Origin of the sequence: Mangrovibacter yixingensis (assembly GCF_020523985.1) — a bacterium.
Lineage (GTDB): Bacteria > Pseudomonadota > Gammaproteobacteria > Enterobacterales > Enterobacteriaceae > Mangrovibacter > Mangrovibacter yixingensis.
Genome location: NZ_JAIVKM010000001.1, coordinates 1,368,928 through 1,395,800 on the forward strand (window position 1 = coordinate 1,368,928; position 26,873 = coordinate 1,395,800).

A 26,873-nucleotide genomic window follows, 5' to 3' on the forward strand; every position below is an offset into this window, starting at 1 on the left:
GCCAATACGTCAAATGACGTAATTACTGCGTCACCTCGCGCATTGTTGGTTACCCTGCCTGGCCGTCATGATTACCTCAACCGAGGGTAAACGTAACTGATGATGAGGGCTACCATGAACGAACAAGTCTTTCCCCCACAGCAACACCAGGGGTTACTGCGAAACAATCTGTCTGGCCGCTTCACGCGGAAACTTAAAATGCTGGCAGCAGCGAGCCTGATGCTTGCTGTGCACTCCGCTATGGCCGCACCAGCAACGGCCGATGTGAACACCACCGGGCTGGCAGTAACCGATAACACGGTAAAAGTGGGCATCCTGCACTCGTCTACGGGCACGATGGCAATCAGTGAAACGGGATCCATACAAGCAGAAAAACTGGCCATTGAACAGATTAATGCTGCAGGCGGTGTGCTGGGGCGAAAAATTGAATACGTTCAGGAAGATGGCGCCAGCGACTGGCCTACCTTTGCCGAAAAAGCCCGTAAGCTGCTAGTGAGTGACAAGGTTGCGGCTATTTTCGGTGGCTGGACATCCGCTTCCCGCAAGGCCATGTTGCCAGTGCTTGAACAGTACAATGGCATGCTCTATTACCCCACCTTTTATGAAGGGCTGGAAGAATCACCTAACGTTATTTACACCGGTCAGGAAGCAACCCAGCAAATTATTTCCGGGCTTGATTGGGTCGTGAAGAATAAGCACGCCAAAACCTTTTATCTGCTAGGTTCAGACTACATCTGGCCACGCACCGCTAACAAAATTGCCCGTCATCATATTGAAAAGCTGGGGCTGAAAGTGGTGGGTGAAGATTACTACCCGCTTGGCAATACCCAGTTCAACTCCGTGATTAACAAAATCAAGCTGAAAAAACCGGATGTGATTTATGCCATCGTGGTTGGCGGGTCTAACGTTGCATTCTACAAACAGCTTAAAGCGGCGGGTATTGATTTAACCAAAGAGAAACCCCTGCTGCTGACCATCTCCGTTACCGAAGATGAAATCCGTGGTATTGGCGGTGAAAACATTGCTGGTGCCTACGCCTCAATGAAGTATTTCCAGAGTATGGATAACCCGGCAAACAAAGCTTTTGTTGCCGCCTTTAAGAAACGCTGGGGTAAAGACATCGTGATAGGCGATGTGACTCAGGCTGCCTATCTGGGCCCATGGTTATGGAAAGCCGCGGTAGAAAAAGCGGGTTCATTTGATGTGGACAAAGTACGTAAAGCATCGCCTGGTATTGAACTGAAAGATGCGCCTGAAGGTTATGTCCGGGTTCATGAAAATCACCACTTGTGGTCGAAAACCGTGATTGGCCGGGCAAGAACGGATGGCCAGTACGATGTGGTGTACCAGACCCCGAACCTGATTGAACCCAATCCATTCCCGAAAGACTGACTCTACTCCCACGGGTAACCGTGGGATATCTTCAATTCGCTGAGGAATACACCATGTTCAGTGGTTACAGCTTTGCTGATCTCGCCTCAATTTTTGTTATGCAGGGGTTTGCGGGGCTCAGTCTGTTTGCCGTATTTGTGCTGATGTCCCTGGGGCTCGCCATTATTTTTGGCCAGATGGGTGTCATTAATATGGCTCATGGGGAATTTATGATCCTCGGTGCCTATGTCACCTGGTTAACCGGGCGCTTTTTCAGTAGCCATTTGCCCGCGCTGTTTGGTGGTTATTTCTTTGTCGCCATCATACTGGCTTTTATTTGCTCGGCCTTGTTGGGGGCGTTGGTCGAAAAAGTATTGATTCGCCATCTCTACAAACGCCCACTTGATACCCTGCTGGCAACCTGGGGTTTAAGCCTGATACTGCAGCAGTGCTACCGCTCATTATTTGGCCCGCGTGAAGTGGGGGTTGACCTGCCTGACTGGATGATGGGGTCCTACCATTTTGCAGACAATATCGATATCCCTATAAATGGTGTGTTTGTTCTGGTTCTCACTCTGGTCATTACCTGTATCACCGGCTGGATAATTTACCGTTCCGCCTGGGGAATTAAAGTTCGGGCCGTTGTCCTGAACCGGCCAATGGCAAGTGCCGTGGGAATAAACACCGCAAGGGTGGACAACCGTACTTTTGCCCTGGGTTGTGGTATTGCAGGCATTGCCGGTAGTGCTTTCACCATGATTGGTTCTACGGGGCCAACTGCCGGGCAGCAGTACATTGTCGATACCTTCCTGGTTGTTGTGTTTGGTGGCGCGCAAAGCCTGTTAGGCACTCTCGCTTCTGCATTTTCTATCTCACAGTCGCAATCTACCCTGGAGTTTTTCCTTAGTGGCTCTATGGCGAAAGTCATCACGCTGTTGATTGTTGTGGGCATTTTATTACTGCGCCCCCAGGGCTTGTTTGCCAGCCGGATTCGTCGCTAGGAGTCCCGTTATGAATCGTTTACGCAATTTCCCAGTTATTGGGATAGTTATTCTGGCCGGGTTACTGCTGGTAGTTATGCCTGCCGTCCTGGATATTTTTCGACTTAACCTGATGGGGAAATACCTGACTTACGCGTTTGTGGCGGTTGGGCTGGTATTGTGCTGGGGCTACAGTGGCATTCTCAGCCTGGGCCAGGGCATTTTCTTTGGGTTGGGCGGCTATGCCATGGCGATGTTCCTTAAGTTGGAAGCATCTACAGTGGCGGATACCAAAATGCAGACCACGCCGGGTATCCCTGATTTTATGGACTGGAACCAGCTTACTGCCCTGCCCGATTTCTGGCAGCCGTTTCACTCGTTTACCTTAACCGTATTGGCAATTCTGTTCGTGCCCACGTTGTTTGCCTGGGTGCTAGGATCGGCCATGTTTAAACGCCGGGTTGGTGGGGTCTACTTCGCCATTATTACCCAGGCAATTTCTGCCATTCTGACCATTTTGATTATTGGCCAGCAGGGTTATACCGGGGGAATCAACGGCATAACTGACCTGCGCACACTGTTGGGTTGGGACACTCGTACCGATTCTGCCCACTACATTTTGTATTACGCCAATGCTGGTCTGCTGATGCTGGTTGTGCTTGCCGGGTACTTTGTGGTTAACAGTAAACTTGGGCGTTTAATGGTTGCTATTCGTGACCAGGAAGACCGGGTGCGGTTTTCCGGGTATGACGTCGCCAATATTAAAACGGTTGTGTTTTGTATCAGCGCCCTGTTCTCCGCAATTGGTGGTGCCATGTTTACTCTGCAGGTGGGTTTTATGTCGCCTGGGTTTATTGGCACGGTAGCCTCTATCGAAATGGTGGTGTTCTGTGCGGTTGGTGGGAGAGGTTCTTTACTGGGCGCGGTCTATGGTGCGTTGTTGGTTAATGTGGCCAAAAGCAGCATTTCCGAATCGTTTCCTGAATTATGGACGATTGCTATGGGTTGCCTGTTTATTGCCGTCGTTCTGGTCTTTCCTAAAGGGCTGGCGGGATTATGGCAGCAATATATTCAGCCTCACCTTTCATTAAGAATGCGCAAAATGGAATGGCTAAAAACCAAAACTGATTCGGAGGCCGCGAAATGATCAAACCCATCAAGGAAATTATTTTGGCGGTAGAAGGCCTGACAGTCTCATTTAATGGCTTTAAAGCAGTCGATGACTTTTCAATGTATATCGATGAAGGGCAAATTTACGTCATTATCGGGCCTAATGGTGCCGGGAAAACAACGGTTCTGGATTTAATTTGTGGGAAAACACGCCTGACAAGCGGCAGTATTAAATTTGATGGCAAAGAACTTAGCCGCATGAAAGAAAATAAAATTGTTCATGCAGGCGTGGGAAGAAAATTCCAAAACCCATCTATTTATGAAAATCTGACTGTATTTGAAAATCTTGAATTGTCATATCCCAAGGCTCGTACCGCGGTGGGCGCTCTATTTTTTAAACGTACCGATGAAATAGTACGGGCCGTTGAAAATACCGCCCAGGAAATTTTTCTGGAAGATTTCCTGCATGTTCAGGCCGATTTGTTGAGCCATGGGCAAAAGCAGTGGCTGGAAATTGGCATGTTGCTGATTCAAAACCCCCGGTTATTGATGCTGGATGAACCCGTTGCCGGGATGTCGGTTACTGAACGCCAGAAAACCGCCCAGCTATTACGGCGTATAGCCGGTGGGCGTTCGGTACTGGTTATTGAGCATGATATGCAGTTTGTGGAAGACATCGCTGACCACGTTACGGTGATGCATCAGGGAAAAGTGTTATCGGAAGGCAGTATCAGCAAAGTTAAGCATGACCCCCGGGTTATTGATGTCTATCTGGGTCATTAATAAGGAGAACAACATGTTGGCACTTTCTGATTACACTGTGGCTTACGGGCAAAGCCAGGTGATTAACGGCCTGAATCTGAGCCTGGAACCCGGTGAAATTGTGGCGGTTGTTGGCCGTAATGGAATGGGAAAAACCACTTTAATGAAATCCTTAATTGGTATGATCCCAGCCCGCGGTGGTGAAGCCCGGTTCGATGGGCAATCACTCATGACGGTCCCCGGCTATGAGCGGGTACAGCGCGGAATGGGGTTTGTTCCCCAGGGGCGGATGGTATTTTCGTCAATGACTGTAGAAGAAAATATTAAGACAGGTATTCATAGCGGTAAACCACTGGTTGTGCCCGGGCATCTTTATGAATATTTCCCTATATTGCGAGAATTTCGTAAACGCATGGCCGGTAATTTATCTGGTGGCCAACAGCAACAATTAGTCCTGGCCAGAGCGCTGGCCGGGAAACCAAAACTTTTGTTGCTCGATGAGCCCACGGAAGGTATTCAACCTTCAATTATAAAAGAGATGGCAAAAATATTACGTCAAATCCGCGATGCGGAAGGGTTAACTATATTGGTATCCGAGCAAGTACTGAGTTTTGTTATGGATGTAGCGGACAGAATTATTGTGCTCGAAAAAGGAAATATTGTTCATCAAGAAAACCGCGTCAGTGCGGACGAGAAAAAAATAGCATCATACCTTGCTGTTTAATGTATTACCCACCCACAATTAATGAGAGAGGTCTATTATGGCTAGCACCGGCAGTGTAAGTTCATGGGATGAAGCATTATTAATCGCGGCAATACAGTACCCTGTTCCGGTAATTAAAGGGCCGGAAGATATTCAGGTTCAGGTGGATAAAATATGCAAAGCGGTTGATGCCACCAAAGCAGGTTATCCTGGTCTGGATGTGATTGTTTTCCCTGAATATTCCACTCAGGGTTTGAACACAAAAATCTGGACCTATGACGAAATGCTGTTAACGCTGCAAAGCCCGGAAATTGACCAATTTAAACAGGCTTGTATTCGTAACAAAGTATGGGGCGTATTCTCGCTGATGGAGAAAAACGAAGACCCGGACTTACCGCCGTATAATACTGCCATCATTATTAATGACCAGGGGGAAATCGCCCTGCATTACCGTAAATTGCAGCCCTGGGTGCCTATTGAACCATGGATGCCTGGTAATATGGGCATGCCAGTGTGTGACGGGCCAAAAGGTTCAAAATTGGCTGTGTGTATTTGCCATGACGGCATGTTCCCAGAACTGGCGCGCGAAGCTGCTTATAAAGGCTGTAATGTTTATATCCGTATCTCTGGTTACTCAACACAGGTTAATGACCAGTGGATCTGGACTAACCGCACCAATGCCTGGCAAAACCTGATGTATACCGTATCTGTTAATTTGGCCGGATATGATGAAGTATTCTATTACTTTGGCGAAGGTACTGTATGTAATTATGACGGTAATGTCATTCAGCAAGGGCATCGCAACCCATGGGAAATTGTCACAGCGGAACTCTTCCCTCGTCTGGTAGATAAAGCGCGTGAAAATTGGGCGCTGGAAAACAATATATTTAACCTTGGCTGCCGTGGCTATGTTGGCAAGCCAGGCGGCGAACGGGAAAATTACCTGACCTGGGTGCGCGACCTTGCCAATGGTGAATATAAACTACCATGGGATGAAAAAATCAAAATCCGTGATGGCTGGGAGTATTACCCTGATGGTGTGAAACTGGGGCCATTACCTAAAAGTAAGTAATACCCTATTTCCCCTGCTGTGTTGTTGAGTAATAAATGCCCCTGCGGGGGCATTTCCCATTTGTGCGATTTACCCTGGCGTGCCCCCCGCTGGCATTATTTGTCAGGTAAACTGTGACAGTTTTATGAATTGCAAATGGAATACATCAAATGGATCGACTATCCAGCATGGCAATATATGTTAAGACCGTAGAACTGGGGTCTTTTGCTGCGGCTGCCGATGTGCTGAATATGTCCTCTCAACTGGTTGGGAAACATGTTGCGGCCCTGGAAAACCATCTGGGCGTCAGGCTAATTAACCGTACGACCCGCCAGCACAGCCTCACGGAAGCGGGGCAAAATTTTTATGAACGGGCCAAGATTATACTGGCAGAAGTTGAAGCCGCGGAATCCTTCGCCGAAGAGACCAGAATGGAGCCTCGGGGCAGGTTGAAAATAAACGCACCACATACTTTTGGAATCAACGCCCTGTCACCTTTTTTGCCTGAATATATGGCACGTTACCCGGAAGTCTCTGTTGAACTGACTCTCACTAACCGGATGATAGACCTGATTGACGAAGGTTATGATGCTGTATTTCATGTAGGAGAATTGGAAGACAGTAGCCTGATGGCGCGTGTCCTGGCACCCTACCGGCTGATTACCTGTGCGTCCCCGCGGTATCTGGAGAAATCGCCACCGTTAAACCACCCCAAAGATTTACAGCACCACGAATGCCTGGTGTTTGCCCACACATCCCTGCGTACCCAGTGGGAGTTTCAAGGCCCTGAGGGGCTAATAAAACAACCCATTTCAGGGCGACTGATGATTGATAACGGCGAAGCACTGGTGAGTGCGGCACTGGCAGGTTTTGGGGTGACAACTCAGCCTTCTGAACTGGTATTACCCTACATTCACTCAGGTAGGCTCGTTAGCGTTTTGCCTGAATACAGTGTACCAGAGCGCCCTTTATATATTGTCTATGCTCAGGACCGGCGGTTGACGCCAAAATTGCGCAGTTTTCTTGATTTTACTGTACGCCATTTTGGTGAAGACAGTAACCTTCTTCCATGTTCACTGCATAAAGGGGAAACATTATCCAAATAAAAACCACTGTATCAGGCAATACAGTGGTGGCCCAGGAGGAGGCAAAATCAGTTCAACACCTGTTTGGGGCAAATGGTATTGGGTAACGGCGTTACTTTTGTTGTTCTTTGCGCCAGCGTCCAGGCGGCACATGAAAATAGTGAGAAAAGATACGGGTGAAAGTTTGCTGGCTACTAAAACCATACTTAGTAGAAATGGTTAAAATAGAGACTTCATCATTAGCTAAATCGTTAGCCGCCTCTTGAACTTTCTTTTTACGGATATAGTCTCCCACTGTCATCCCGGTCTCTTCCCTGAAAAGCCGCTGAATATGCCAGCGTGAATACCCCGATATTTCCATAACATCAGTTATATTGATGGGATCATGGATATTATCATCAATCCATTTAACTAAATCGCGAATAACATTTTTATGAAGTAGCATACGTCGTACTCTAAAGATAAACCAAAAAAAGATATACCCAGTGCCATTAACACTAAATTTGCTGGTGTTTGCAGCAACAACAGGGGTATTGAGCCTGTGCTCTTTACAGACCTGTGTGCGTAACACCCATACTCAGGTATAAGGTAATCACCCATAGGTTTATCACCCTTCAGGTGCCATGGGCGGTAGAGGTTATTGAAAATAAGTCGACTTTGCGCTGGGTTATAATTTTTTTCGGCTTTATTGCCTGTTTATTAAATGCGCAATTATTATAAAAGAGTAAATTCTGTAATGAAAATTCTACCCAAATTCACATTGTGGATAAATGGAGGTTTCATTTCGATACTCAAAACAAATTGTTTTGAATCGAGCGTTGTGTAAGAAAACTCCCATCTAAAAGGAAAGTGTTTTTGTAACAAAATAGCGTAAATGGGTTAATAGCACATATAGCATAGACATTACTGTAGATATGTCTTTAAAGAAAAGGCCTGCATATATGCAGGCCATAGAATGATAATCAATCAGAAACTGAGATTAGCACTAATGCCACCAACAAAGGCATCATCCACTTTGCTCACAGCACCCGGTGCAGCAATATATTGCAGGTTCGGGCGAATCTGCAGCCAGTTTGTGGCCTGGACGTTATAATAAATTTCGTAATTATATTCAGAGCCTTTCTGAATCGGTAAATAGGTTGGGCTGTTATAGGACGTTTCACCATTATAATGGTTGGTGTCACGCAACATTTTTGTATAAGACGAGTTGACGTGAATGCGGCCAGCACCAATACCAATTTCATCCTGTGGGCGGGCGTCAAACGGCCCTTTCCACGTTAATGCAATGGACTGGTAGTTATCGGTTTTCGAGGTTTTGTGGTCATTCATTACAGCCTGAACTGTTAATGTGATACCCCGGTCTGCGGAACCACCTTGTGCAGTCAACTGCTGTTGAGCAAGGATGTAGCCGCCATATGCATGGGCTGTATCATTGTAACCACCCTCACGCCATGAACCATACACATCATCACGGGCTGAAGAGTAGTAGTAACCAATACGGTAATTACCCGGTAATTTTTCTGCGCCAAGTTTAGGCTGCCAGCCCAACTCTACCGGGACCAGGTTGCCTTCTGTTGGGCTGAATTCAAACCGGAAGCCGTCGCCTTTGTCATAGTTATACGGGGTCTGGTTATAGAAACCGACCTGCATAAAGATTTCCGGGGTAAAGTTGAGGCGAACACGGGCACCCCATTGTGACACTGGCCAGTTATACCAGTGGTCACCCCGCCAGTTCCCCGCCTGGCCACTGCCAAACGCCAGGTTCTGGAACTTACTGTCGAAGTTGTCAAAATCTTCCCCAACAGTCAGCCGCCCTGCTTTAACATCCAGAGTGTGGTCAAAAAAGCCTTTGCGTAGCCAGAACTGGGTTAAACGCCACGTCTGGCCACGGCCATACACTTCCTGCACCGATGACAACGTACCTGTGCGAGGATCACCGACTTCGTCAGAAAGATTCTGCCCATCACGGTTGGTAATGGTTAACTGGAATTCAGTATCGTTCCAGTCGAGGAGTTTTTGCAGATCCAGATTAACCCCAAATGCCCACTGGTCACTGTAACGTGCGGTGGTCGATGTGTTATAGCCACCAGCCAGGTTAGAAGCGCTTTCCATGGTGTAGTCAACATTGAAGTTCACACCATCTTGCTGAAGGTCTGTGCGTAATCCATTCCAGTCACCCAACATCCAGGGCGAGTCGGCACTGAATGCGTCGGCTGCATGAGCAAAATCGGGCTGTAAGGTAAGAAGGAAAACGCCAGGGATAACGGCTTTAATAGAATAATTCACCACTGATTTGAGTATTTTCATCTTCGTTATTCTTTTAGATTTGTTGTAAATGGAGATTTGAGTCTAGTTAGATAGCAGGCTAATTATTTATTATTTTGTGCCGTGAAATATATCCATTTACAGAAAAATGATCTGCTCCACAAAACAACAATCTGAGGTGAGATTTTTCGTAAAAATCGCATTTTTCATGCTCGCTCAACAGAAAGCGTGGCTTTTCGCCCCTGCTGTAGCGCGCAAAATACGCACTTATGAAGCTGATTGTTTTATTTCAACAGGCAAATATCTATATAAGATGAATATTCATTGTGCTATTGCACAATAGCCCTGTTTCCAGCCCGCGCGTAAAGTGATTTGTTATACATTTATGTTAAGGACAAACGGACGGATGAAAAAAACATTACTGGCGGCTCTCTGTTGTGCGGCTCTCTCCCCTGTTCTCTCCTATGCTGCCCGTCCTGTTACCTGTTCACCGGTAACATTTGGCGGAAAAGGCGACGGTAAAACACTTAATACCCAGGCCATTCAGCAAGCTCTTCAGCAATGTCATGATCTTGGCGGTGGTACGGTATCTTTGACTCCAGGTATTTGGCTCAGTGGCCCGTTGCAACTTCTCAGCAATACAACCCTGTCTGTCCCCAAGGGGGCCGTGTTGCAAGCCAGTAACCAGGAAGGAAAGTTTATTTCGGCATTTATTGGCCGCCCGGCAAAGGCGAATGAAGCATTTATTTTTGCCAGCCATGCCAGCCATGTTGGTCTGACTGGGGGTGGAACCCTGAATGGTGATGGTGAACGAACCTGGTGGCCTGATGCCCTTGCTATGAGGGCGAAAGTGCGCAGTGGCGACAAGAAAGCCTTTACTGATCGTTTCCCCGGAATTCCGGTCGCCAATGGTTTCCCCCGCCCGTGGTTTGTTGAATTTAATGATGTCAAACAAGGCCGGGTTGATAACCTGAGCCTGACCAATTCACCAATGTGGAATATTGTGATCCGCAACAGTGCTGACATTGCCATTCATCATGTGACGATAACTAACCCGGTAACCTCACCAAATACAGATGGAATTGATATTGTTTCATCACGAAACGTGACGGTGTCACATGCGGATATCCACACGGGAGATGACAATATCGCCATCAAGTCTGGGCTACAGCCCGGCACTGCTGGGCCTTCCAGTAATATCACCGTTAAGGATTCTGTCATGCGGGATGGGCACGGTATCTCCGTGGGCAGTGAAACGGCTAATGGTATTGGGAAAGTTACTGTCCAACATATTACCTTCCTCAACACCGAAAATGGGATTCGCATTAAATCCGCACGGGACCGCGGAAACCATATTGGCCCCCTGGTTGCGAGCCACCTGACTATGACCGATGTAGCAACCCCTATTCTGGTTACTGACAGTTATGGTGGCCAGTCCGGGGCGCTGGGGCATCAGGAAATAGCTGCAATTACATCCGCGCAAGTGACGGCCACCACACCAAAAATCGATGGCATACAGATTACTGATCTCAAGGCAACCGGGGCACATACTGCCATGATCTTAAGTGGGTTGCCTGAGTCTGTTATTGAAGGGGTAAGATTCAATAATATTCATATAGCATCCCAGACAGGGATCCTAGCCCGTTATGTGAATGGCGATATGCGCCGTGTTCAGGTTGTGGCGAGTAACGGTAAGTCACTGGAAAAAGGCCCGGCGGTTTCTCTGGAAATGCGCTAAGCCTCTAAGGCCTGTTGATTCTGGCGGTTCCAGCCAGTTCAACAGGCCTGGGGTACATATGCTGGCAAATATAACCTGGGCATGTTTACTGGGTAAGAATCAGACAGCAACCGCCTCTTCACAACTGGCTTGCAGTGCGGCCCAGTCATCACGTGATGACGCCGCTTCGTCGGAAATAATCATATCGATATCAGCGATACGTGCATAAACCATGCGGCTGGTGACACCTATTTTACTGTGATCGGCCAGAATGATGCGTTTGTTTGCATTACAGATCATCGCTTCGGCAATTGCTGCCTCGTGGTGGGTAAAGCTGCTCGCTCCCGATTTACTGGAAATGCCAACAGGCGACAGCAACGCCACATCTGCACGGAACCGCTGCAGTTCACGGATGGTCATCACACCACAGGTCGCCTGGGTTACCGGCCCCATTTCTCCCCCAAGTAAAATGACTTCATGGTTGAGTGAACGGGCATACTCAGATTCCGTCAGCCGGGAAGCCACGCTGAGGCTATTTGTGATAATCGTCATGCCGGGCATTGAAACCAGTTCATCAGCGACAACAGATGTAGTGCTGCCAGCGTCAATAAAAACGGTTTGCCCGGCACGTAATTGCTGTACTGCGGCACGGGCAATAGCCAGCTTCTCTTTACCGCGAACAGTTGCACGAATAGAGAGTGGAGGCTCTGGTTCTGCTCCCAATGCGACAACACCACCATGTACCCGGCGCAACTCCCCCAAATTCTCCAACTTAACAATATCTCGGCGCACGGTTTCCCGTGACACGTTCAGGTGCTGAATCAGTTGTTCAGTAGAAATTCGGTTAAGCGTGGAAAGCAAGGCTCGGATACGGTGTAAGCGGGTTTCTTCTAACATTTTATTCCTTAATGATTTCCAGCATGAGGCAGACAACCTTATTCGCCGGGAAACCAGACCAGTGAACAGAGCACCTGGCTTGTTCGTGCCATTATGTGCAAATAACAGGAAGCAAGGGTGATTTTTCTGATAAAAAATAAACTATATAAAAACAAGTAGATAGGTTTTTAATTAACATCATACCTGCGGTGATCTGAGAATAATACCTTGTGTAATTGTATTTTAGCAGCCCAGTATGCACATTTGTGTAATTTACCGCGCCAACCTGCCAGCAATTATTCATATTTAGCAATACGGGTAATTAAATCTCCATGGTTAATTTGTACTGGAATATTAATCGCTTGCGCCTGCTGAAAAACGGTTGAATGGCCTGGATGTGTGGTTTGGTACCCAGACCTATGCTGAATAGTGCATTCTGCTCTGGCATTGATTTATATAAAAAACCTTTATTATCATTTAATTAAAATACATAAGTATTTTATATGGATTATTTTGATGTGTCTTTGTGTGCTTTTGTGTATTTTATTGCAAAAGGCACGGTGAGGTTGCCGGTCAACAACACAGAAATGATAAATGAGAGGCTTTCATGGCGACGCGCTCCACCATTATGGATACCAACAGCTTTCGCGCAGAACATGCGGCAGGGCTGGATGAACAAACACGTACATTAACCGAGAAACGTGCGCGTTTATTGGGTGATTCTTACCGCCTGTTCTATCGCAATCCGGTGCACCTGGTGCGTGGTGAACAGCAATATTTATGGGATGCGCAAGGTAACAAATACCTTGATGTTTATAACAACGTAGCCAGTATTGGCCACTGCCATCCGGCCGTGATTGAAGCTGTGCAACAGCAGATGAGCCAGCTTAATACCCACACTCGCTACTTGCATGAACGTATTCTTGATTATACCGAGTCTCTGCTTAAGTACGTGCCGAGCGAAGTCAGCAAGGCCATGTACATGTGTACGGGTTCTGAAGCGAATGACCTGGCTATTCGTGTTGCACGTGCCTGGAGTGGTGGTACCGGGATTATAGTTACCCGTGAAGCTTATCATGGTACCAGTGAACTCACCTCCGGCGCCTCTCCTGCCCTGGGCAGTGGTCAGCCTTTGGCTGCGACAACTCGCCTGGTTCCTGCCCCGGACCGTTACCGCGTGGATACCCCGGATATTGGTGCCTGGTTTGCGGCTCAAATCCAGGAACAAATTGATGATATGGCGGCCCACGGCATTAAGTTTGCTGGTCTGTTGGTTGATTCAATTTTCTCGTCGGATGGTGTGTTGCCGGGCCCTGCCGGTTACCTGAAACCTGCGCTGGATGTTGTGCATCGCAATGGTGGGATCTTTATTGCCGATGAAGTGCAGCCTGGTTTTGCCCGTACCGGCGAAAGTTTCTGGGGTTTTGCCCGTCACGGTATTGTGCCGGACGTTATCACTATGGGTAAACCTATGGGCAACGGTATTCCTGTTTCGGCAATGCTTGCCAAACCGGAAGTTCTGGCGGCATTTAGTGACACAATCCCTTATTTCAACACTTTTGGTGGTAACCCGGTGTCTATTGCTGCGGCCCAGGCAGTCCTGAAAGTGATTGAAGATGAGAAGCTGCAACAACACAGCCTCACTGTTGGTACTCAGTTGCAAAAAGAATTGGCCGCTCTGGCCGCGCAGCATGATTGTGTAGGTGATGTGCGTGGTGCTGGCTTGTTTATCGGTTTTGAACTGGTTACTGATAAAGCCAGTAAAAACCCGGACAAACAACGTGCGCTGGATGTGATTGAACGCTTGCGTGAAGACCATGTGCTGACTTCTGTTGCCGGCCCACATGGTAACGTGCTGAAGCTGCGCCCGACTTTGGCTTTCCAGGCCCATGATATTGACTGGCTGGTTGGCTCACTGGATAAAGCGTTGCGCGCTGGCCGCTGATTCAGCTTTTCACTGACTTCACTAATAAAAAATCCGCCTTACACTGGCGGATTTTTTTATGTGGTACGGCGCTGGCGCTATACCAGCCCTTTCAGCCGGGCCAGTAAAAATGCGGTAACGGACGTGGCATCGGTAATTTCACCGCTGGCAATACGCCCGGTAAATTCACTGACTGGTATACGCTTGCACACCAGCCCAACTTCTTCGGCATCCAGCGCCTGTGTGCCTTGTTCAAAATCGGATGCCAGCCAAATATGGTACCCCTGAGTCGAGTAGCCTTGCGCCAATTTCTGGTAACCCACCCAGGTCATGGTTTTGGCTCGTAATCCTGTTTCTTCTGCCAACTCACCTCGGGCGACGGTTTCTGCTTCTTCGCCGGGGCTCAGCTCCCATGCGCCCTGAGGGAGTTCCAGTGTGCGGGTTCCAAGGGGGTAACGGTACTGTTCAACCACATATATCTGGTCACCTTCAACCGGAAGAATAACGGCGAAATCAGGCTTTTCCACAACGGAATAAATCCCTTGCGAGCCATCTTCCCGCTCAATACTGTCTTCACGCAGGCTCATCCACTGGTTCTGGTAAATCGTACGTGAGCTTAACGTTTTTATTTCCACTATTAGCTACCTCGCGGACATCGTGTCGTTGTGTTGTGGTATTCCAGAACAATTTTCCAGCACAATTATTCCAGCATATTGAGCGCCCTGTTGACAGTTCTGGGGGGCAATTTAGGACGATGGAGTAATCTTCTAGGTGAATTCTGCTTGGTAAAAACGCAGGTGCCGGAAATGAATCATACTGCGCAGAGGGCGAGGAATGGCTGGTTGGGCGAGATAAACTCGTAACCTGAAAAATAAAACACTTCAGCACCCACCATAATGCATGGTGCATGATACATAGTGCTGAAGTGCCAGTCTGTTACGGTTGCTGTTGGGAGAAATCTTCAGCGTCGATATCGTAGCCAGACGGTTCCCAGCGAATCAGCAACAACGCCAGAATACCGATGACCGGCGACAGTGCAATCACCCAGAACAACCCCTCTCCCAGCGCACTGATAAGAATGGGGAACAGAAACAACGCCAGAGTGGAACTTACCCGGGTAATTGTCTGGTTTAACCCAACACCCACGCCACGAATGGATGATGGATAGCTGAGTGACGCATACACCATAGTGTGCGCACCTGGGCCAAAACCCTGACCGAGTAGAAACAGTGCCAGCAAACCAAAGCACAGGATGGCGTCAGGAGTACCGACTGGCTTCCCGACCAGCGCCAGGCCCAGTAAAGCCACTAGTTGGCAGGCGTACCCGGCCAGCGTCATTCCCCGTGAACCCAGGTATGGCACCAATTTCACTGCAGCAATACCACCGGTAAAGGCAAAGCACAGGTTAAGCACCAGCGATGCCAGAATAGTCGTCAACAACGATTGCTGAAACAGTGTGGAAATAATAATCGGCAAACCAAATGCAATGGCCGAATACGCAAATGGGGAGACAAACGACATCACGCTGGTTAACACCGTGCGTGAACGGAAATGGCGTTCCCAAAGTACCGCATAGTTTTTCCAGCTTGCCTGGCGTTTGGTTGGCTCTTTCGCAGTGGTGTCTGCATCCGCAGCCACTTTTACCGGGATATTCCATGTGCTGCGCAGGATCTTCGCGGCACCTTCTAAATCCCCTTGCTGTGCGGCCCAAATCGGTGATTCTGTCATATAGCGCTTGCGGATCAAGATAATGATCAGCGCAGGAACGGCACCAAAACCAACAATGTAGCGCCACAAATATTCGTTATGGCTGGGGGGCAGTGAATAAAACAGCGCCAGAACCAGAATATAAGATACCGTAATCGCTGCATACCAGGTTGGGCACCACATGGCGACACTGGCCGCTTTATTCCCCTTGCCCTTAAGGCGAGAGAACTCGGCAAGAAATGCCATGGCGACAGGTAAATCAATCCCAATCCCCAACCCCATAATAAAGCGGCTTATTCCCAGCACTTCAGCATTCGGGGCGCAGGCACCTAAAATAGCGGCAAAAACGAAGAAGAACATATCAGCCATAAACACGCGGTAACGGCCAATTTTATCTGTCAGGTATCCTCCAATAAGCGCACCAATAATAGCCCCGAACGTAATGGCAGAAAGCACCAGACCAAGCCCTTTGGGGCTGAGGTTAAACTGGTGGGTGATGTCTTTTACGCCAAAAGCCAGTGCGCCGAGATCATAGGCATCCAGAAATACGCCACCCAGCGCGATTGCCATAATGATACGGGCATTGTTACGTGCCTGAGTTGAATTATTGACCAGGTTACTGACATCAGCCGCATTGCTGATGGTGTGCACTTCCTGTGGTGGTTCTCCTGAATACTCCCTGTCTGAGTAAAGTGGGAATTGCGTCATGTGTTTTGCTCTTGTAATGGACGTTTGGATGTCTAAGCATCCAGACTTTCATTTTTAATGCTTATGAGCAAGATTTTTGATAGAGCGATAGTCGATAACTAATAACTAAAAGAAATAAGTAGGTATGGAATGAGTATAATAAAGTGAGCCGGTGATCACAGTTAACCACCGGCAGAGGGCTGTCAGGCCAGGCCTGAATTCAGTGCGGCATAGACTGCATCGCGTACTTCCAGCGTGAGCTGACCGCACATTCCTTCATAGGCAGTGTTGGTCATTAACACTACCGTCAGGTCGTTGTGGCGGTCGACAAACCAGTTATGGCCGTAAACACCACCCCAGCATAGCGTCCCGGCACTTTGCGGTGTTCCTGTCGCTTCTGGGTCAATCAGCACTGCACCACCGTAACCAAAACCCCAACCAGGCCCTGCACATTGGGCTTCTGGGCCACAGTGTGGATGGTAGATGGCACTTTGCAAAGAGGCTGGCAGCAAGCCTGAGCCAGTGCGTAATGCTTCCAACAGATTCAGCATATCTGGCGCACAGCCATACATCCCTGCACCACCTGAAGGAAATGCTTTGCTGTCTGTTACCCGCGATGGAGAAAACCGAACGCTGCCCCCAAACCCTTCAGGTAATGGGATATCAACGTTTTCGCCAATAAGTACCGGGCCATGTTCGCTGTTGGCATAGGCGACGGCAATGTTATCAAGGCCCGCAGTAACAAAGCCAGAATGGTGCATTCCCAGCGGCAGCGTAACCTGTTCTGCTACCGCCTGCGCGAGTGGTTTTCCTGTTGCTTTCTCGATAACCGCACCCAGAACATCAATACCCAGTGAATAGCCCCAACTTTCACCGGGGCGGTAGAACAAGGGAACTGAACTAAGACGACGCAGGTTTTCAGTCAGATCAAAATCAACATGGTCCAGGCCATCAGAAATTCCTGCGGATAAATATGGCCCGTCACTTTGTTGATTAAAACCGTACCCCAACCCTGCTGTGTGCGTGAGTAACTGGTGAATAGTAATGCTCACTTCCTCACCTTGTGGCCCTGTTGGCGTAAATTCTGGCAACCACTGGGTCACGGGAGCATCCAGCGCAATAACACCATCAGCGACCAGGCGAAGAACCGCCAGCGTGACAATGGGTTTGGTCAGCGAGGATAAACGAAAGCCGGTGTTGGGTAACATTGGGCGCTGGCTTTCCCTGTCAGCAAAACCATGAGCACTGGCGTGGCACAGTTTCCCTTGATGGGCAACCACACAAACAGCCCCAACCACTCTACCTTGTGCTATTGCCTGGTCAAAAATACCAGGTAATGATGCATTAAGCGCATCTTCTGCTTGCATGAACTTTCTCCCGTTTTTGGTTATAACCCGCAGGTGTCATTCAGTTGTGTTCAGCCATACTCCAGCTTGGTAGAAAACATGTTGTATCCCGGTATTGATTACTATTAAAACAGTAGAAAACATGTTGTATCCCGGTATTGATTACTATTAAAACAATTGATTTTTAGCAAGGTTTTTATGCTTATGGCATTAATTAATTACATTATTCACCGGGTTAGGTTTGCAGGTGTGGGTTTCCCTGCACGACTTATCTGGTACAACAGTAACCTGTTGTAAGTCGTCTTGTGTTGCCAGGTAAAACTTATTCTCATGGGAGAAGAACATGCAACTTAATGGTGCTGTCGTGTTTGTGACCGGAGCCAACCGGGGGCTGGGGGAAGTTTTTGCTACAGAGGCACTCGCACGCGGTGCCAAAAAGGTCTATGCCACGGCACGTAATCCTGCAGCAATAAACATAGCCGGTGTCACGGCGATTGAGCTGGATGTCACGCAACCTTCGTCTGTTACTCGTGCGGTAGCACAGGCTGGCGATGTTACGCTGTTAATCAATAACGCAGGGATTGCGCAGACCGGAAGTTTGCTTGATGACAGCGCAGAACAGCAAATTCGCCAGCAAATGGAAACTAACCTGTTTGGCCCGCTCCGGTTATCACAAGCCTTCGCACCTGTTTTGGCTCAGGCAGGCGGCGGTGGCATTATCAACGTATTATCTGTAGCGTCGTGGATCAGTAGCGCACTGCTGCCTACTTACTCGGTGAGTAAATCGGCAGCCTGGTCTTTAACCAATGGCTTGCGTCTGGCACTGGCTGAACAAAGTACGCAGGTGCTGGGACTGCACGCGGGTTTTATTGATACCGGGATGACAAAAGATTTTGATGTACCAAAAACATCACCACTGGATATTGTCACGGCAACGTTTAACGCTCTGGAAGCCGGGCTGAGCGAGGTTCTTGGCGATGACGTTACTCGCCTGGTGCACCAGGGGCTGTCTGCTGACTTGCCCGTTTACCTTGCCCCACTGGTGCGTTAACCCGCCACTGTTTGCCCGTTTAGTTATCCTGTGTGCATCGGCCGGTGATAAAAGTTAATAGCTTTCATCGGCCCAGTTAGTGGCGCTGGCCATCATCTTGATGATTTGTGGGTCGTTCAGCCCCAGCTCACTGCCCAGCCGGTGTACTTCTAACCAATGCATTGTTTCATAGTGACGGACCAGATCGAGGATTTCGAACAACACGCCTTTGTTATCGACCAGTGCTGCATGAATACGTGGCGACAAAGTAATTTGCTCAAGCAGGACATGCAGTGGGTGATCCAGAATGGCATCAAGCAAAGAAAATAACCCGCACAAGAATGCGTCACCTTCCAGATAGGTCATATGTAATTCTTTAGCGATCAGTTCGCAGAACCTGCCACGAATAACACTGTTTTTGTACAGTTCAACAGGTTTTTCATCATCGAGGCTGTACAGGCTCACCAGTGAGACAAAACGGCGCAATTCATGGTCGCCAATATACAATGCGATATCGCGCAGCGACATGGTATTCACTTCAACGGGGAAACTGGTCTGGTAGCGGATGTTCTTGATATAACGCATAAACTTATAGGCGATAGACACATCGCGGTTGATCAGACTCCCCACTTTGTCATAGTCGATTCGTTGCTGGTTCACTTCGCGCATCAGTTCAATTAACCAGGCAATATTCAGTGCCAGTTTCTTGTTACGTAAAACTTCAGGGCGGCGGTAAAAATAGCCCTGAAACAAAGAAAAACCTAATGACTTGAATACCTGAAACTCTTCCTGGGTTTCTACTTTCTCCGCCAGTAACGTCATTTTTTCCAGCTTATTGCGGGATATATATTGCGCGATGACATCTGCAGGTGACTGGCGTACATCGAACTTAAGAATATCGATATAAGGCATAAAGCGTTCCCAACCGTCTTCCATGGCGAAGTCATCCAGCGCGACAGTAAAACCTTTATGGTGCAATTCGGTAATGGCGTTAAACAATTCATCATCGGGTTGAGCATCTTCCAGCACTTCAATGACCACACTTTCTGGCGGCAGGCTGAACACCTGGCGGTCAATAATCATTTTGTGGGGGAAATTGATAAAAGAGACATGGTTTTCCGTCACGCTCTGTAGCGGCGAGCCAAGGAACTGGTCTGAAATCAGCTGACTGGTGGCGTATTCCGACGAAACATCAGGAAACGAATTACTGAGGCCATTACGGTATAACAACTCGTAAGCAACGGTATTCATGTCCTGATCAAAAATAGGTTGCCTGGCAATGAAAGAGTACATAACTGCTCCTGATAGCGTGATACACCGGAACCGCCAATACATTGCGCCAAGGCTTCAGGCGCGTAAGAAATACACTTTTCCAACAGGTTTATCGACTAATACTGTTTCTAGTTTAGATAACCGCGCAGGAAGTGTGATGTATTTTGATAGAAATCAAAATAATACTTGGGGGGTAAACAAGGTCAGACTCCAGAGAAACTCGCCTCTGGCCGGGCATCCCTGCCCGTGAATTAAGGGGCGTTTTGTGACAGCAGGCTTTTCAGTTCCGGAATGCAGGAGCCACAATTAGTGCCACAGCCAAGTTGTTTACCCAGTGAGGTAACAGTCTGGCAACCGCTGGCGATAGCCTGGGTAATATCCCCAACGCGGGTACCAAAGCAACTGCACACCGTTTGGGCTCCCCGTGTATCGCCCAGAGTGCGCCCGGCAAGCAGCTGGTCGCTGGTTTGCTTATCCACTCTCTGACCAAGGCTTGCGCATACCAGTGCGCTGTCCGGCTCTGGTGCCGCCGGGCTGGCATAGAATGCAATGCTCAGCGTCCCGTGGTTAAACCCCAGTAAGTGGCAGGCAAGATTATTGTCCGTAGCCTGGCGGTATTCCAGCCCGGCCAGCCAGGGCTGTTGCTGGAGCCAGTCTGTAACACACCCATCCCCCGCAAGCCAAATTTGCCAGCCGCCGGGAACCGGAGCCCGTGCCCACCATTGCACACCGGAAATAGTGACACTGTCACTTATGTATAGCACCCCTTCCCAGTCACTGGTCACGGGCTGGGCACGTACCGGGGTGAATTTACTTTCCGGTTGGCCAGATATTTCACAACGATGAGCCGCTATTAGCCCTCCCGGCTGGCTCTGCGCGGCAAACTGGCTGTTCCAGTGCATTGGTACAAACACCTGCCCGGCAGGCTGTGCATCCGTTATCATCGCCCGGCACAGCATCCAACCTGAGGCAGACTGTAACCGTACCAGGCTATTTTCAGTGATGCCAGACTGGCTGGCATCCGTTGGGTTGATTTCACAATAAGGTTTATTGCGGTGCTGCAGCAGGCTCGGAACCAGCCCGGTTCGGGTCATGGTGTGCCACTGGTCGCGGATACGGCCAGTATTCATGACCAGGGGGTAACATTTACTGGTGGTACTTTTTGGTGGTTGTAGGTGAACGGGGATCAGGCGGGCTTTACCATCAGGAAAAGCAAATACGCCATCCTGAAATAACCGCGAACACCCAAGCGGATAGCGTGAATTCACTGGCCACTGAATGGGTTGTAACTGTTCCCATTCTGTGCGGCTTAAACCGCTTAACCCACTGATATCAAACAGGCGCTCCCCCCGGTTTTCAAAGCCGGTAAGTGCCGCGTGCTCACTAAAAATCTCATGAGGATGAGACCAGGCAAAAGCGTTCTCATACCCCAAACGCTGGGCGACTTGCGCAATTATCCACCAGTCTGGGCGGGTTTCACCGGGTGGTTCAGCAAAGCGCCGTTGCCGGGAGATGCGCCGTTCAGAATTGGTGACCGTGCCCTCTTTCTCTCCCCAGCCCTGGGCTGGGAAAAGTACATCAGCAAAGGCGGTTGTCGTGGTGTGCGCGGTGATGTCCGAAACTATCACGCATTCACACATCGACAGCGCCCGGGTAACCTGGTTGTTTTCCGGCATAGAAACTGCCGGGTTGGTGCCCATAATCCAGATGGCCTTGATGTCTCCCCGTTCGACTGCCTGAAAAAGCTCCACCGCTTTATAACCCGGTTTATGCGCTATGCGGCTGCTCCCCCAAAACCTGCCCACGCGTTCAATGGCCTCCGGGGTAAAATCCATATGGGCAGCAAGCTGGTTTGCCAGCCCACCCACTTCACGCCCGCCCATGGCATTGGGCTGGCCGGTGATAGAAAAAGGGCCACATCCGGGGCTGGCTATTTGCCCGGAAACCAGGTGAGCATTGATTATGGCATTGCATTTATCTGTCCCACTGGATGACTGGTTAATGCCCATACACCACATTGTCAAAACCCGGTTTGGTTTAGTGTACAACTGGTAAAAGTTTTCAACCTGCTGGGGCGTAAGACCACAGTGTTGCGCAACGACATCAACAGACCAGGGTGCGGCTGCCTCGGCCGTTTCGGTGCGCCCAACGGTTCTGGTACGCCATAGAGCATCCTCTTTCCCTTCTGTTATCAGCCAGTTCACAAGGCCGGTAAACAGTGCGCTGTCGCTGCCGGGTGTAATCGCCAGGTGCAGGTCTGCTTCAGCACAAGTCGTGCTGCGACGGGGGTCGATGGCGATAATTTTCATGCCTGGCCTGGCTTCCCGAGCAGCGGCCAGGCGTTGCCACAATACCGGATGTGCCCAGGCAAGGTTACTCCCTACCAGGACTACGACATCCGCCAGTTCAATATCCTCATAGTTGCAAGGCACTGCATCTTCGCCAAAAGCGCGTTTGTAGGCCGCTACAGCGGAAGACATACACAACCGTGAATTGGTGTCGATATTGCCGCTACCGATAAACCCTTTCATAAGCTTATTGGCTGCATAGTAGTCTTCAGTGAGTAATTGCCCAGAGGCGTAGAACGCAACTGAATCCGGGCCGTGCCGTTGAATAATTTCAGCCAGACGCCGGGCGGTATGGTCCAGAGCCTGCTGCCAGGAAACTCGCTGCTGTTTGATGTGCGGGGCGAGAAGCCGCCCCTGTAGCCCCATGGTTTTATCCAGTGCACTGCCTTTTACACAGATACGCCCCAGGTTTGCCGGGTGTGAGGTATCGCCCTGCACTTTTATTGCGGGTATCTGCCCGGCAACATTTGCTGATGCCCCAAAAACCTGCAGACCGCAGCCGGTACCGCAATACGGGCAAGTGGTCCGGGTTTCATTCATACAGTAGCCTCAACAACAGGCTCACTCAGTGTGGCTGGTTCGCTGGCAACCAGTACCTGCCCATTCACGATATGTACCGGCCAGCTGCGCAGGTGCGTTTCCCCTTCCAGTGCAAGTCCGTCAGCCAGACGGAAACGGTGCTTATACAGTGGTGAAATCACTATCAGTTCTCCCGCATTGTCTCCCAGTATGCCGCGTGACATCACACAGGCCTGGGTACCCGGTTCAATATCGTCCAGTGCCCATACTTGTTCGCCCATACGGAACAAGGCAATGCGGTGGTTGCCCAGGCGAGCACCAATACCCGCATTATTGGGGATAGCGGAAACAGCACACACCGTTTGCCAGGGTTCCGCAGGCAGGCGCGACTGGTGTGCGGTTAGCGTAGTGGCGGGTTGTATTTGCCCACGGCGGGTATCCCATTGCACAGATTCATCCGGGCTGTCGCTGTTGATGGTGGCGGTGAACCGGGCGAGTTGCTCCGGGTCGCTCAGCGTGGTTTGCCATTCACACTGCCAGGTATCAACAATGTGTGCCATGTTGGCTTCAAGCTGTGCGTTAATACCGAGTTTGTCGTCAATAACCACCTCACGGAGATAATCCAGCCCACCTTCCAGATTATCAAGCCACACGCTGGTGCGGGTCAGACGCCCGGCGGTACGGATATAGAACATCAGAACCCGGTCGATGTAGCGAATTAATGTGTCGCTATCAAGATCAGTGGCAAACAGGTCTGCATGGCGAGGTTTCATTCCGCCATTACCGCAGACATACAGGTTCCAGCCTTTGTCCGTGGCAATCACACCAATATCTTTGCTTTGTGCTTCCGCACACTCACGGGTACAGCCTGAAACCGCCATTTTAATTTTGTGAGGCGAACGCAATCCTTTGTAGCGTTGCTCCAGCTCAATCGCCATGCTGGTTGAATCCTGTACACCGTAACGGCACCAGTTTTCACCCACACAGGATTTCACCGTACGCAGCGACTTGCCATAAGCGTGGCCGGTTTCAAAACCAGCATCAATCAGTTCCTGCCAGATAAGGGGTAACTGCGCCAGGGTGGCACCAAACAGGTCGATGCGCTGGCCGCCAGTAATTTTGGTATACAAATTGTAGCGTTGGGCGACTTCACCAATGGCAATTAAGCCTTGCGGAGTTATCTCGCCTGCCGGGACCCTTGGCACGATGGAGTAAGTGCCGTTTTTCTGAATATTGGCAAAATAGCGGTCATTGGTATCTTGCAATGGTAAGTGCTCTGGTTTCAGCAGGTAGTCATTCCAGGCTGATGCCAGCAGCGAGCCAACCAGTGGTTTGCAAATTTCGCAGCCATGGCCACTGCCGTGGCGCTGGATCAGTTCATCAAAGCTGCGGATATTTTCAACCTGAATCAGGTTAAATAATGCCTGGCGTGACCAGGGGAAGTGTTCACAAATATCATCACTGACCGCAACCCCGGATTCTTCCAGTGCCTGTTCCATAACCTGTTTAACCAGGGCGGTGCACCCACCGCAACCTGTGCCCGCCTTCGTGAATGATTTCACCGCGCTAAGATCATGGTGGCCTGCGGTTACTGCTGCACTAATTGCGCCTTTGGTTACGTTGTGGCACGAACACAATACGGCGCTGTCCGGAAGTGCTTTAGTGCCCTGAGCAACGGGTTTATCCCCCGTTGCGGGTAAAATCAGTTGGGCTGGTGAATCTGGCAAGCCAATGCGATTGAGCATCAGTTGCAGTAAGTTACTGTAGTCGCTGGCGTCACCCACCAGGACGCCGCCCAATAGTTGTTTTTTATCGGCGCTGACCACAATTTTTTTGTAAATGCCATCCGGGCCGTTGTGCCACTGGTACACCAGGCTACCGGGGGTTTTGCCATGGGCGTCACCCAGCGAGGCCACTTCCACCCCAAGCAGTTTCAGGCGGGTACTCATGTCTGCACCACGGAATTGGGCTTCCTGCTCGCCTGACAAGCGGGCGGCGGCAATACGCGCCATATCATAACCGGGGGCTACCAGACCAAAAATAGCGCCCTCCCAGAGAGCACACTCCCCAATGGCATAAATCGCCGGATGGCTGGTACGGCACTGGTTATCAATAACAATGCCACCGCGCGGCCCGATGGACAGCCCGGCGATGCGCGCCAGGTCATCACGCGGGCGGATCCCGGCAGAAAAGACCACCAGGTCGGTATCCAGCGGTTCACCACTGCTGAACTGTAACTGCAACCCATTGGCACTGGTGGCGATTTTGGTGGTTTGCATCCCCGTATGGACATGGACACCCAGCGCCTGAATTTTGGTACTGAGCAGCGTAGCACCTTCATCATCCAGTTGAACCGCCATCAGGCGCGGCGAAAATTCCACTACATGGGTTTCCAGCCCCAGCGTTTTCAGCGCGTTAGCGGCTTCCAGACCAAGTAAGCCGCCACCAATCACCACCCCCCGTGTTGCATGGCTAGCACAGGCCTTAATCGCATCCAGATCATCCAGTGTACGGTAAACAAAACAGCGGTGGTCATCATGGCCTTCAATGGGCGGGACAAAAGCCCGTGAGCCGGTTGCCAGCACCAATTGGTCCCAGGCCAGCTCACGCCCCTGTGAGTCAGTCAGGCTTCGCCGGTCGGTATCAAGAGCTGTTACCTGGCTGTGGGTGCGCAATTCAATACCATGCTGTTCAAAAAAATCGGCATCCGTGAGGCTCAGTGTGCTGGCATTCCCGGCGGTAAAATAGTCGGTTAAATGCACCCGGTCGTAGGCCAGATGGCGCTCTTCACCATAAACCACAATCTGCCATTGCTGGTGCATACCCCGTTCAACCAGTTGCTCAAGAAAATACTGTCCGACCATGCCATGGCCAATAACAACCAGCGTTTTTTTGGTGTGCGTGTTGATATCCTGCATTGCTTCTGTCCTTGCGGTTGGTGCCGCTTCCGGGGAGGGAACACCCGGAAGGAGGGCGTGAAAATGAATAGGTTGGTGCATCAGCGCACTGATACGCGCGGCTTCACTGATATCGCCCCACAGGAGCGCACCTGTCAGGTGCCCGTCGTGGGTAAATAACCGTAGGTAGTCACCCGTGGACGTGTTCTCACTGATTAAGGGGGGAGCATTTTCCTGCTCCAGACGGGAGCCGAGACAAAACAGCTGCACCCCCCGCACTTTCAGGCGGGTGCCCTGGGGCGCGGGGCAGTAATCATCGATGGCCTGCCCTGCAAGGCGATGGGCGAGTACCACTGCCTGCGCCAGGCAAGGTGCCAGCAGGCCGGGTACGTCACCGTTAAACTCACTACACTCGCCGAGTGCGCTGATGGTGTGGTCGCTTGTCCGGAGTTGCCCGTCAACCTGGATTCCTCGCCCACATGCCAGGCCTGCTTCATGGGCAAGCGTTATATTTGGCCGGATGCCGGTCGCTATCACCACCCGGCCTGCTGGCAATATCTGCCCATCGGTAAGCGTTACTGCATCAGGGGTGATGGCTGTAATTCCGCTGTTCATCAGGCAGTGGACGCCCTGCCGGGACAGCCCACGGAGTAGCCGTTCGCCGCATTGTGCGTCAATCTGGCGTTCAAGGGGCCAGCCATGGCGGTGAACCAGAGAAACTTGCCGCCCTTGCTGTGCCAGCGCTGCTGCGGCTTCAACCCCAACGAACCCGCCACCCAGCACGACAACTGGTGTATCGGGCGGGTCATTTTGCAGTGTGGACAGATCCTGCTGGTGGCGGAACCCGCACACATGGGGCAACTGAATTCCTGTGACAGACGGCATTGCAGATTGCGACCCGGTGGCAATAACTAATTGATCCCACACAAGTGTGCGTTTATCCGTCACCAGTTGGTGGCTTTCCCGTTGAACGGAAAGTACCGTTTCACCCGTGAGCAAGGTGACACCCTGCTCCAGGTACCAGGATGACGGGTGCAGCACGGTTTCTGCGAAGCTTTTGTCACCGTTCAGAACGGACGGCAACTGAACCCGGTTGTAGGTTGCATGCTGCTCATTACCAATCAGCGTAACCCGGAAACGTTCCGGCGCGAGCGCTAACAGCGTTTCCACCAGCTTCAGTGCCGCCATTCCATTCCCTGCCACCACCAGATGCGGTTTCATTG

19 protein-coding genes are annotated in these 26,873 nt (G+C 50.2%); 10 read left to right on the forward strand and 9 right to left on the reverse strand.

Annotated elements, in window-relative coordinates:
- Positions 1–114: 114 nt before the first annotated feature.
- The 7 genes from urtA (at position 115) to LC084_RS06410 (ending at position 7,083) form a co-directional block, all read left to right on the forward strand.
- The gene (gene urtA / locus LC084_RS06380; protein WP_226570341.1) at positions 115–1,392 is read left to right on the forward strand and encodes an urea ABC transporter substrate-binding protein; all 1,278 of its coding nucleotides are present in this window, start codon (positions 115–117) and stop codon (positions 1,390–1,392) included.
- Between the two features lie 53 nt (positions 1,393–1,445).
- The gene (gene urtB / locus LC084_RS06385) at positions 1,446–2,372 is read left to right on the forward strand and encodes an urea ABC transporter permease subunit UrtB (protein WP_226570343.1); all 927 of its coding nucleotides are present in this window, start codon (positions 1,446–1,448) and stop codon (positions 2,370–2,372) included.
- Positions 2,373–2,382: 10 nt separating this feature from the next.
- On the forward strand, positions 2,383–3,498 hold the full coding sequence (gene urtC, locus LC084_RS06390; protein WP_226570346.1) for an urea ABC transporter permease subunit UrtC: 1,116 nt from the start codon (positions 2,383–2,385) through the stop codon (positions 3,496–3,498).
- Positions 3,495–4,244: an urea ABC transporter ATP-binding protein UrtD gene (gene urtD / locus LC084_RS06395; protein WP_226570348.1), complete on the forward strand. Its 750-nt coding sequence runs from the start codon at positions 3,495–3,497 to the stop codon at positions 4,242–4,244. The genes urtC and urtD overlap by 4 nt, the downstream gene beginning before the upstream one ends.
- Before the next feature lie 13 nt (positions 4,245–4,257).
- Positions 4,258–4,947: an urea ABC transporter ATP-binding subunit UrtE gene (gene urtE, locus LC084_RS06400; RefSeq protein ID WP_226570350.1), complete on the forward strand. Its 690-nt coding sequence runs from the start codon at positions 4,258–4,260 to the stop codon at positions 4,945–4,947.
- A gap of 37 nt (positions 4,948–4,984) precedes the next feature.
- Entirely contained in the window at positions 4,985–5,998 is a 1,014-nt protein-coding gene (locus LC084_RS06405; RefSeq protein WP_226570352.1) for a formamidase, read from the forward strand.
- A gap of 149 nt (positions 5,999–6,147) precedes the next feature.
- The gene (locus LC084_RS06410) at positions 6,148–7,083 is read left to right on the forward strand and encodes a LysR family transcriptional regulator (RefSeq protein ID WP_226570354.1); all 936 of its coding nucleotides are present in this window, start codon (positions 6,148–6,150) and stop codon (positions 7,081–7,083) included.
- A gap of 91 nt (positions 7,084–7,174) precedes the next feature.
- Here the strand turns inward: LC084_RS06410 and LC084_RS06415 are convergent, their stop codons facing one another.
- Positions 7,175–7,633 carry a helix-turn-helix domain-containing protein gene (locus tag LC084_RS06415; protein WP_226570356.1) on the reverse strand — a complete coding sequence of 153 codons (459 nt, stop codon included), beginning with the start codon at positions 7,631–7,633 and terminating at the stop codon, positions 7,175–7,177.
- A gap of 395 nt (positions 7,634–8,028) precedes the next feature.
- A complete protein-coding gene (locus tag LC084_RS06420; RefSeq protein ID WP_226570358.1) occupies positions 8,029–9,369 on the reverse strand; it encodes a carbohydrate porin in 1,341 nt (446 codons plus the stop codon).
- Between the two features lie 364 nt (positions 9,370–9,733).
- Between LC084_RS06420 and LC084_RS06425 the strand changes: the two genes are divergently transcribed.
- On the forward strand, positions 9,734–11,065 hold the full coding sequence (locus tag LC084_RS06425) for a glycoside hydrolase family 28 protein (RefSeq protein ID WP_226570360.1): 1,332 nt from the start codon (positions 9,734–9,736) through the stop codon (positions 11,063–11,065).
- Between the two features lie 99 nt (positions 11,066–11,164).
- Here the strand turns inward: LC084_RS06425 and LC084_RS06430 are convergent, their stop codons facing one another.
- Complete coding sequence (locus LC084_RS06430; RefSeq protein WP_226570362.1) at positions 11,165–11,941, reverse strand: DeoR/GlpR family DNA-binding transcription regulator; 777 nt, start codon at positions 11,939–11,941, stop codon at positions 11,165–11,167.
- 586 nt (positions 11,942–12,527) lie between these two features.
- Here LC084_RS06430 and LC084_RS06435 point away from each other — a divergent pair.
- Positions 12,528–13,865 (forward strand): aspartate aminotransferase family protein, encoded by a 1,338-nt coding sequence (locus tag LC084_RS06435; protein ID WP_226570364.1) that lies wholly within the window; start codon positions 12,528–12,530, stop codon positions 13,863–13,865.
- A gap of 77 nt (positions 13,866–13,942) precedes the next feature.
- Here the strand turns inward: LC084_RS06435 and LC084_RS06440 are convergent, their stop codons facing one another.
- The 3 genes from LC084_RS06440 to LC084_RS06450 all read right to left on the reverse strand — a co-directional run bounded on the left by LC084_RS06440 (position 13,943) and on the right by LC084_RS06450 (position 17,605).
- On the reverse strand, positions 13,943–14,479 hold the full coding sequence (locus LC084_RS06440; RefSeq protein ID WP_319004398.1) for an NUDIX hydrolase: 537 nt from the start codon (positions 14,477–14,479) through the stop codon (positions 13,943–13,945).
- Between the two features lie 301 nt (positions 14,480–14,780).
- Entirely contained in the window at positions 14,781–16,259 is a 1,479-nt protein-coding gene (locus LC084_RS06445; RefSeq protein WP_226570365.1) for an MFS transporter, read from the reverse strand.
- A 182-nt stretch (positions 16,260–16,441) separates the two neighbouring features.
- Positions 16,442–17,605, reverse strand: coding sequence for a serine hydrolase domain-containing protein (locus LC084_RS06450; RefSeq protein WP_226570367.1), 1,164 nt, complete (start codon positions 17,603–17,605; stop codon positions 16,442–16,444).
- Positions 17,606–17,927: 322 nt separating this feature from the next.
- On the opposite strand from LC084_RS06450, the gene LC084_RS06455 reads away from it, so the two are divergent.
- Positions 17,928–18,635, forward strand: a complete 708-nt coding sequence (locus LC084_RS06455; RefSeq protein ID WP_226570369.1) for an SDR family oxidoreductase — start codon at positions 17,928–17,930, stop codon at positions 18,633–18,635.
- Between the two features lie 54 nt (positions 18,636–18,689).
- On the opposite strand, the gene LC084_RS06460 is transcribed toward LC084_RS06455, so the two are convergent.
- From LC084_RS06460 to nirB, 3 genes are all read right to left on the reverse strand, one after another.
- Complete coding sequence (locus LC084_RS06460) at positions 18,690–19,907, reverse strand: EAL and HDOD domain-containing protein (protein ID WP_226570371.1); 1,218 nt, start codon at positions 19,905–19,907, stop codon at positions 18,690–18,692.
- A gap of 230 nt (positions 19,908–20,137) precedes the next feature.
- Positions 20,138–22,774 (reverse strand): nitrate reductase, encoded by a 2,637-nt coding sequence (locus LC084_RS06465; RefSeq protein ID WP_226570373.1) that lies wholly within the window; start codon positions 22,772–22,774, stop codon positions 20,138–20,140.
- Positions 22,771–26,871: a nitrite reductase large subunit NirB gene (gene nirB / locus LC084_RS06470; protein ID WP_226570375.1), complete on the reverse strand. Its 4,101-nt coding sequence runs from the start codon at positions 26,869–26,871 to the stop codon at positions 22,771–22,773. The genes LC084_RS06465 and nirB overlap by 4 nt, the downstream gene beginning before the upstream one ends.
- Positions 26,872–26,873: the final 2 nt, after the last annotated feature.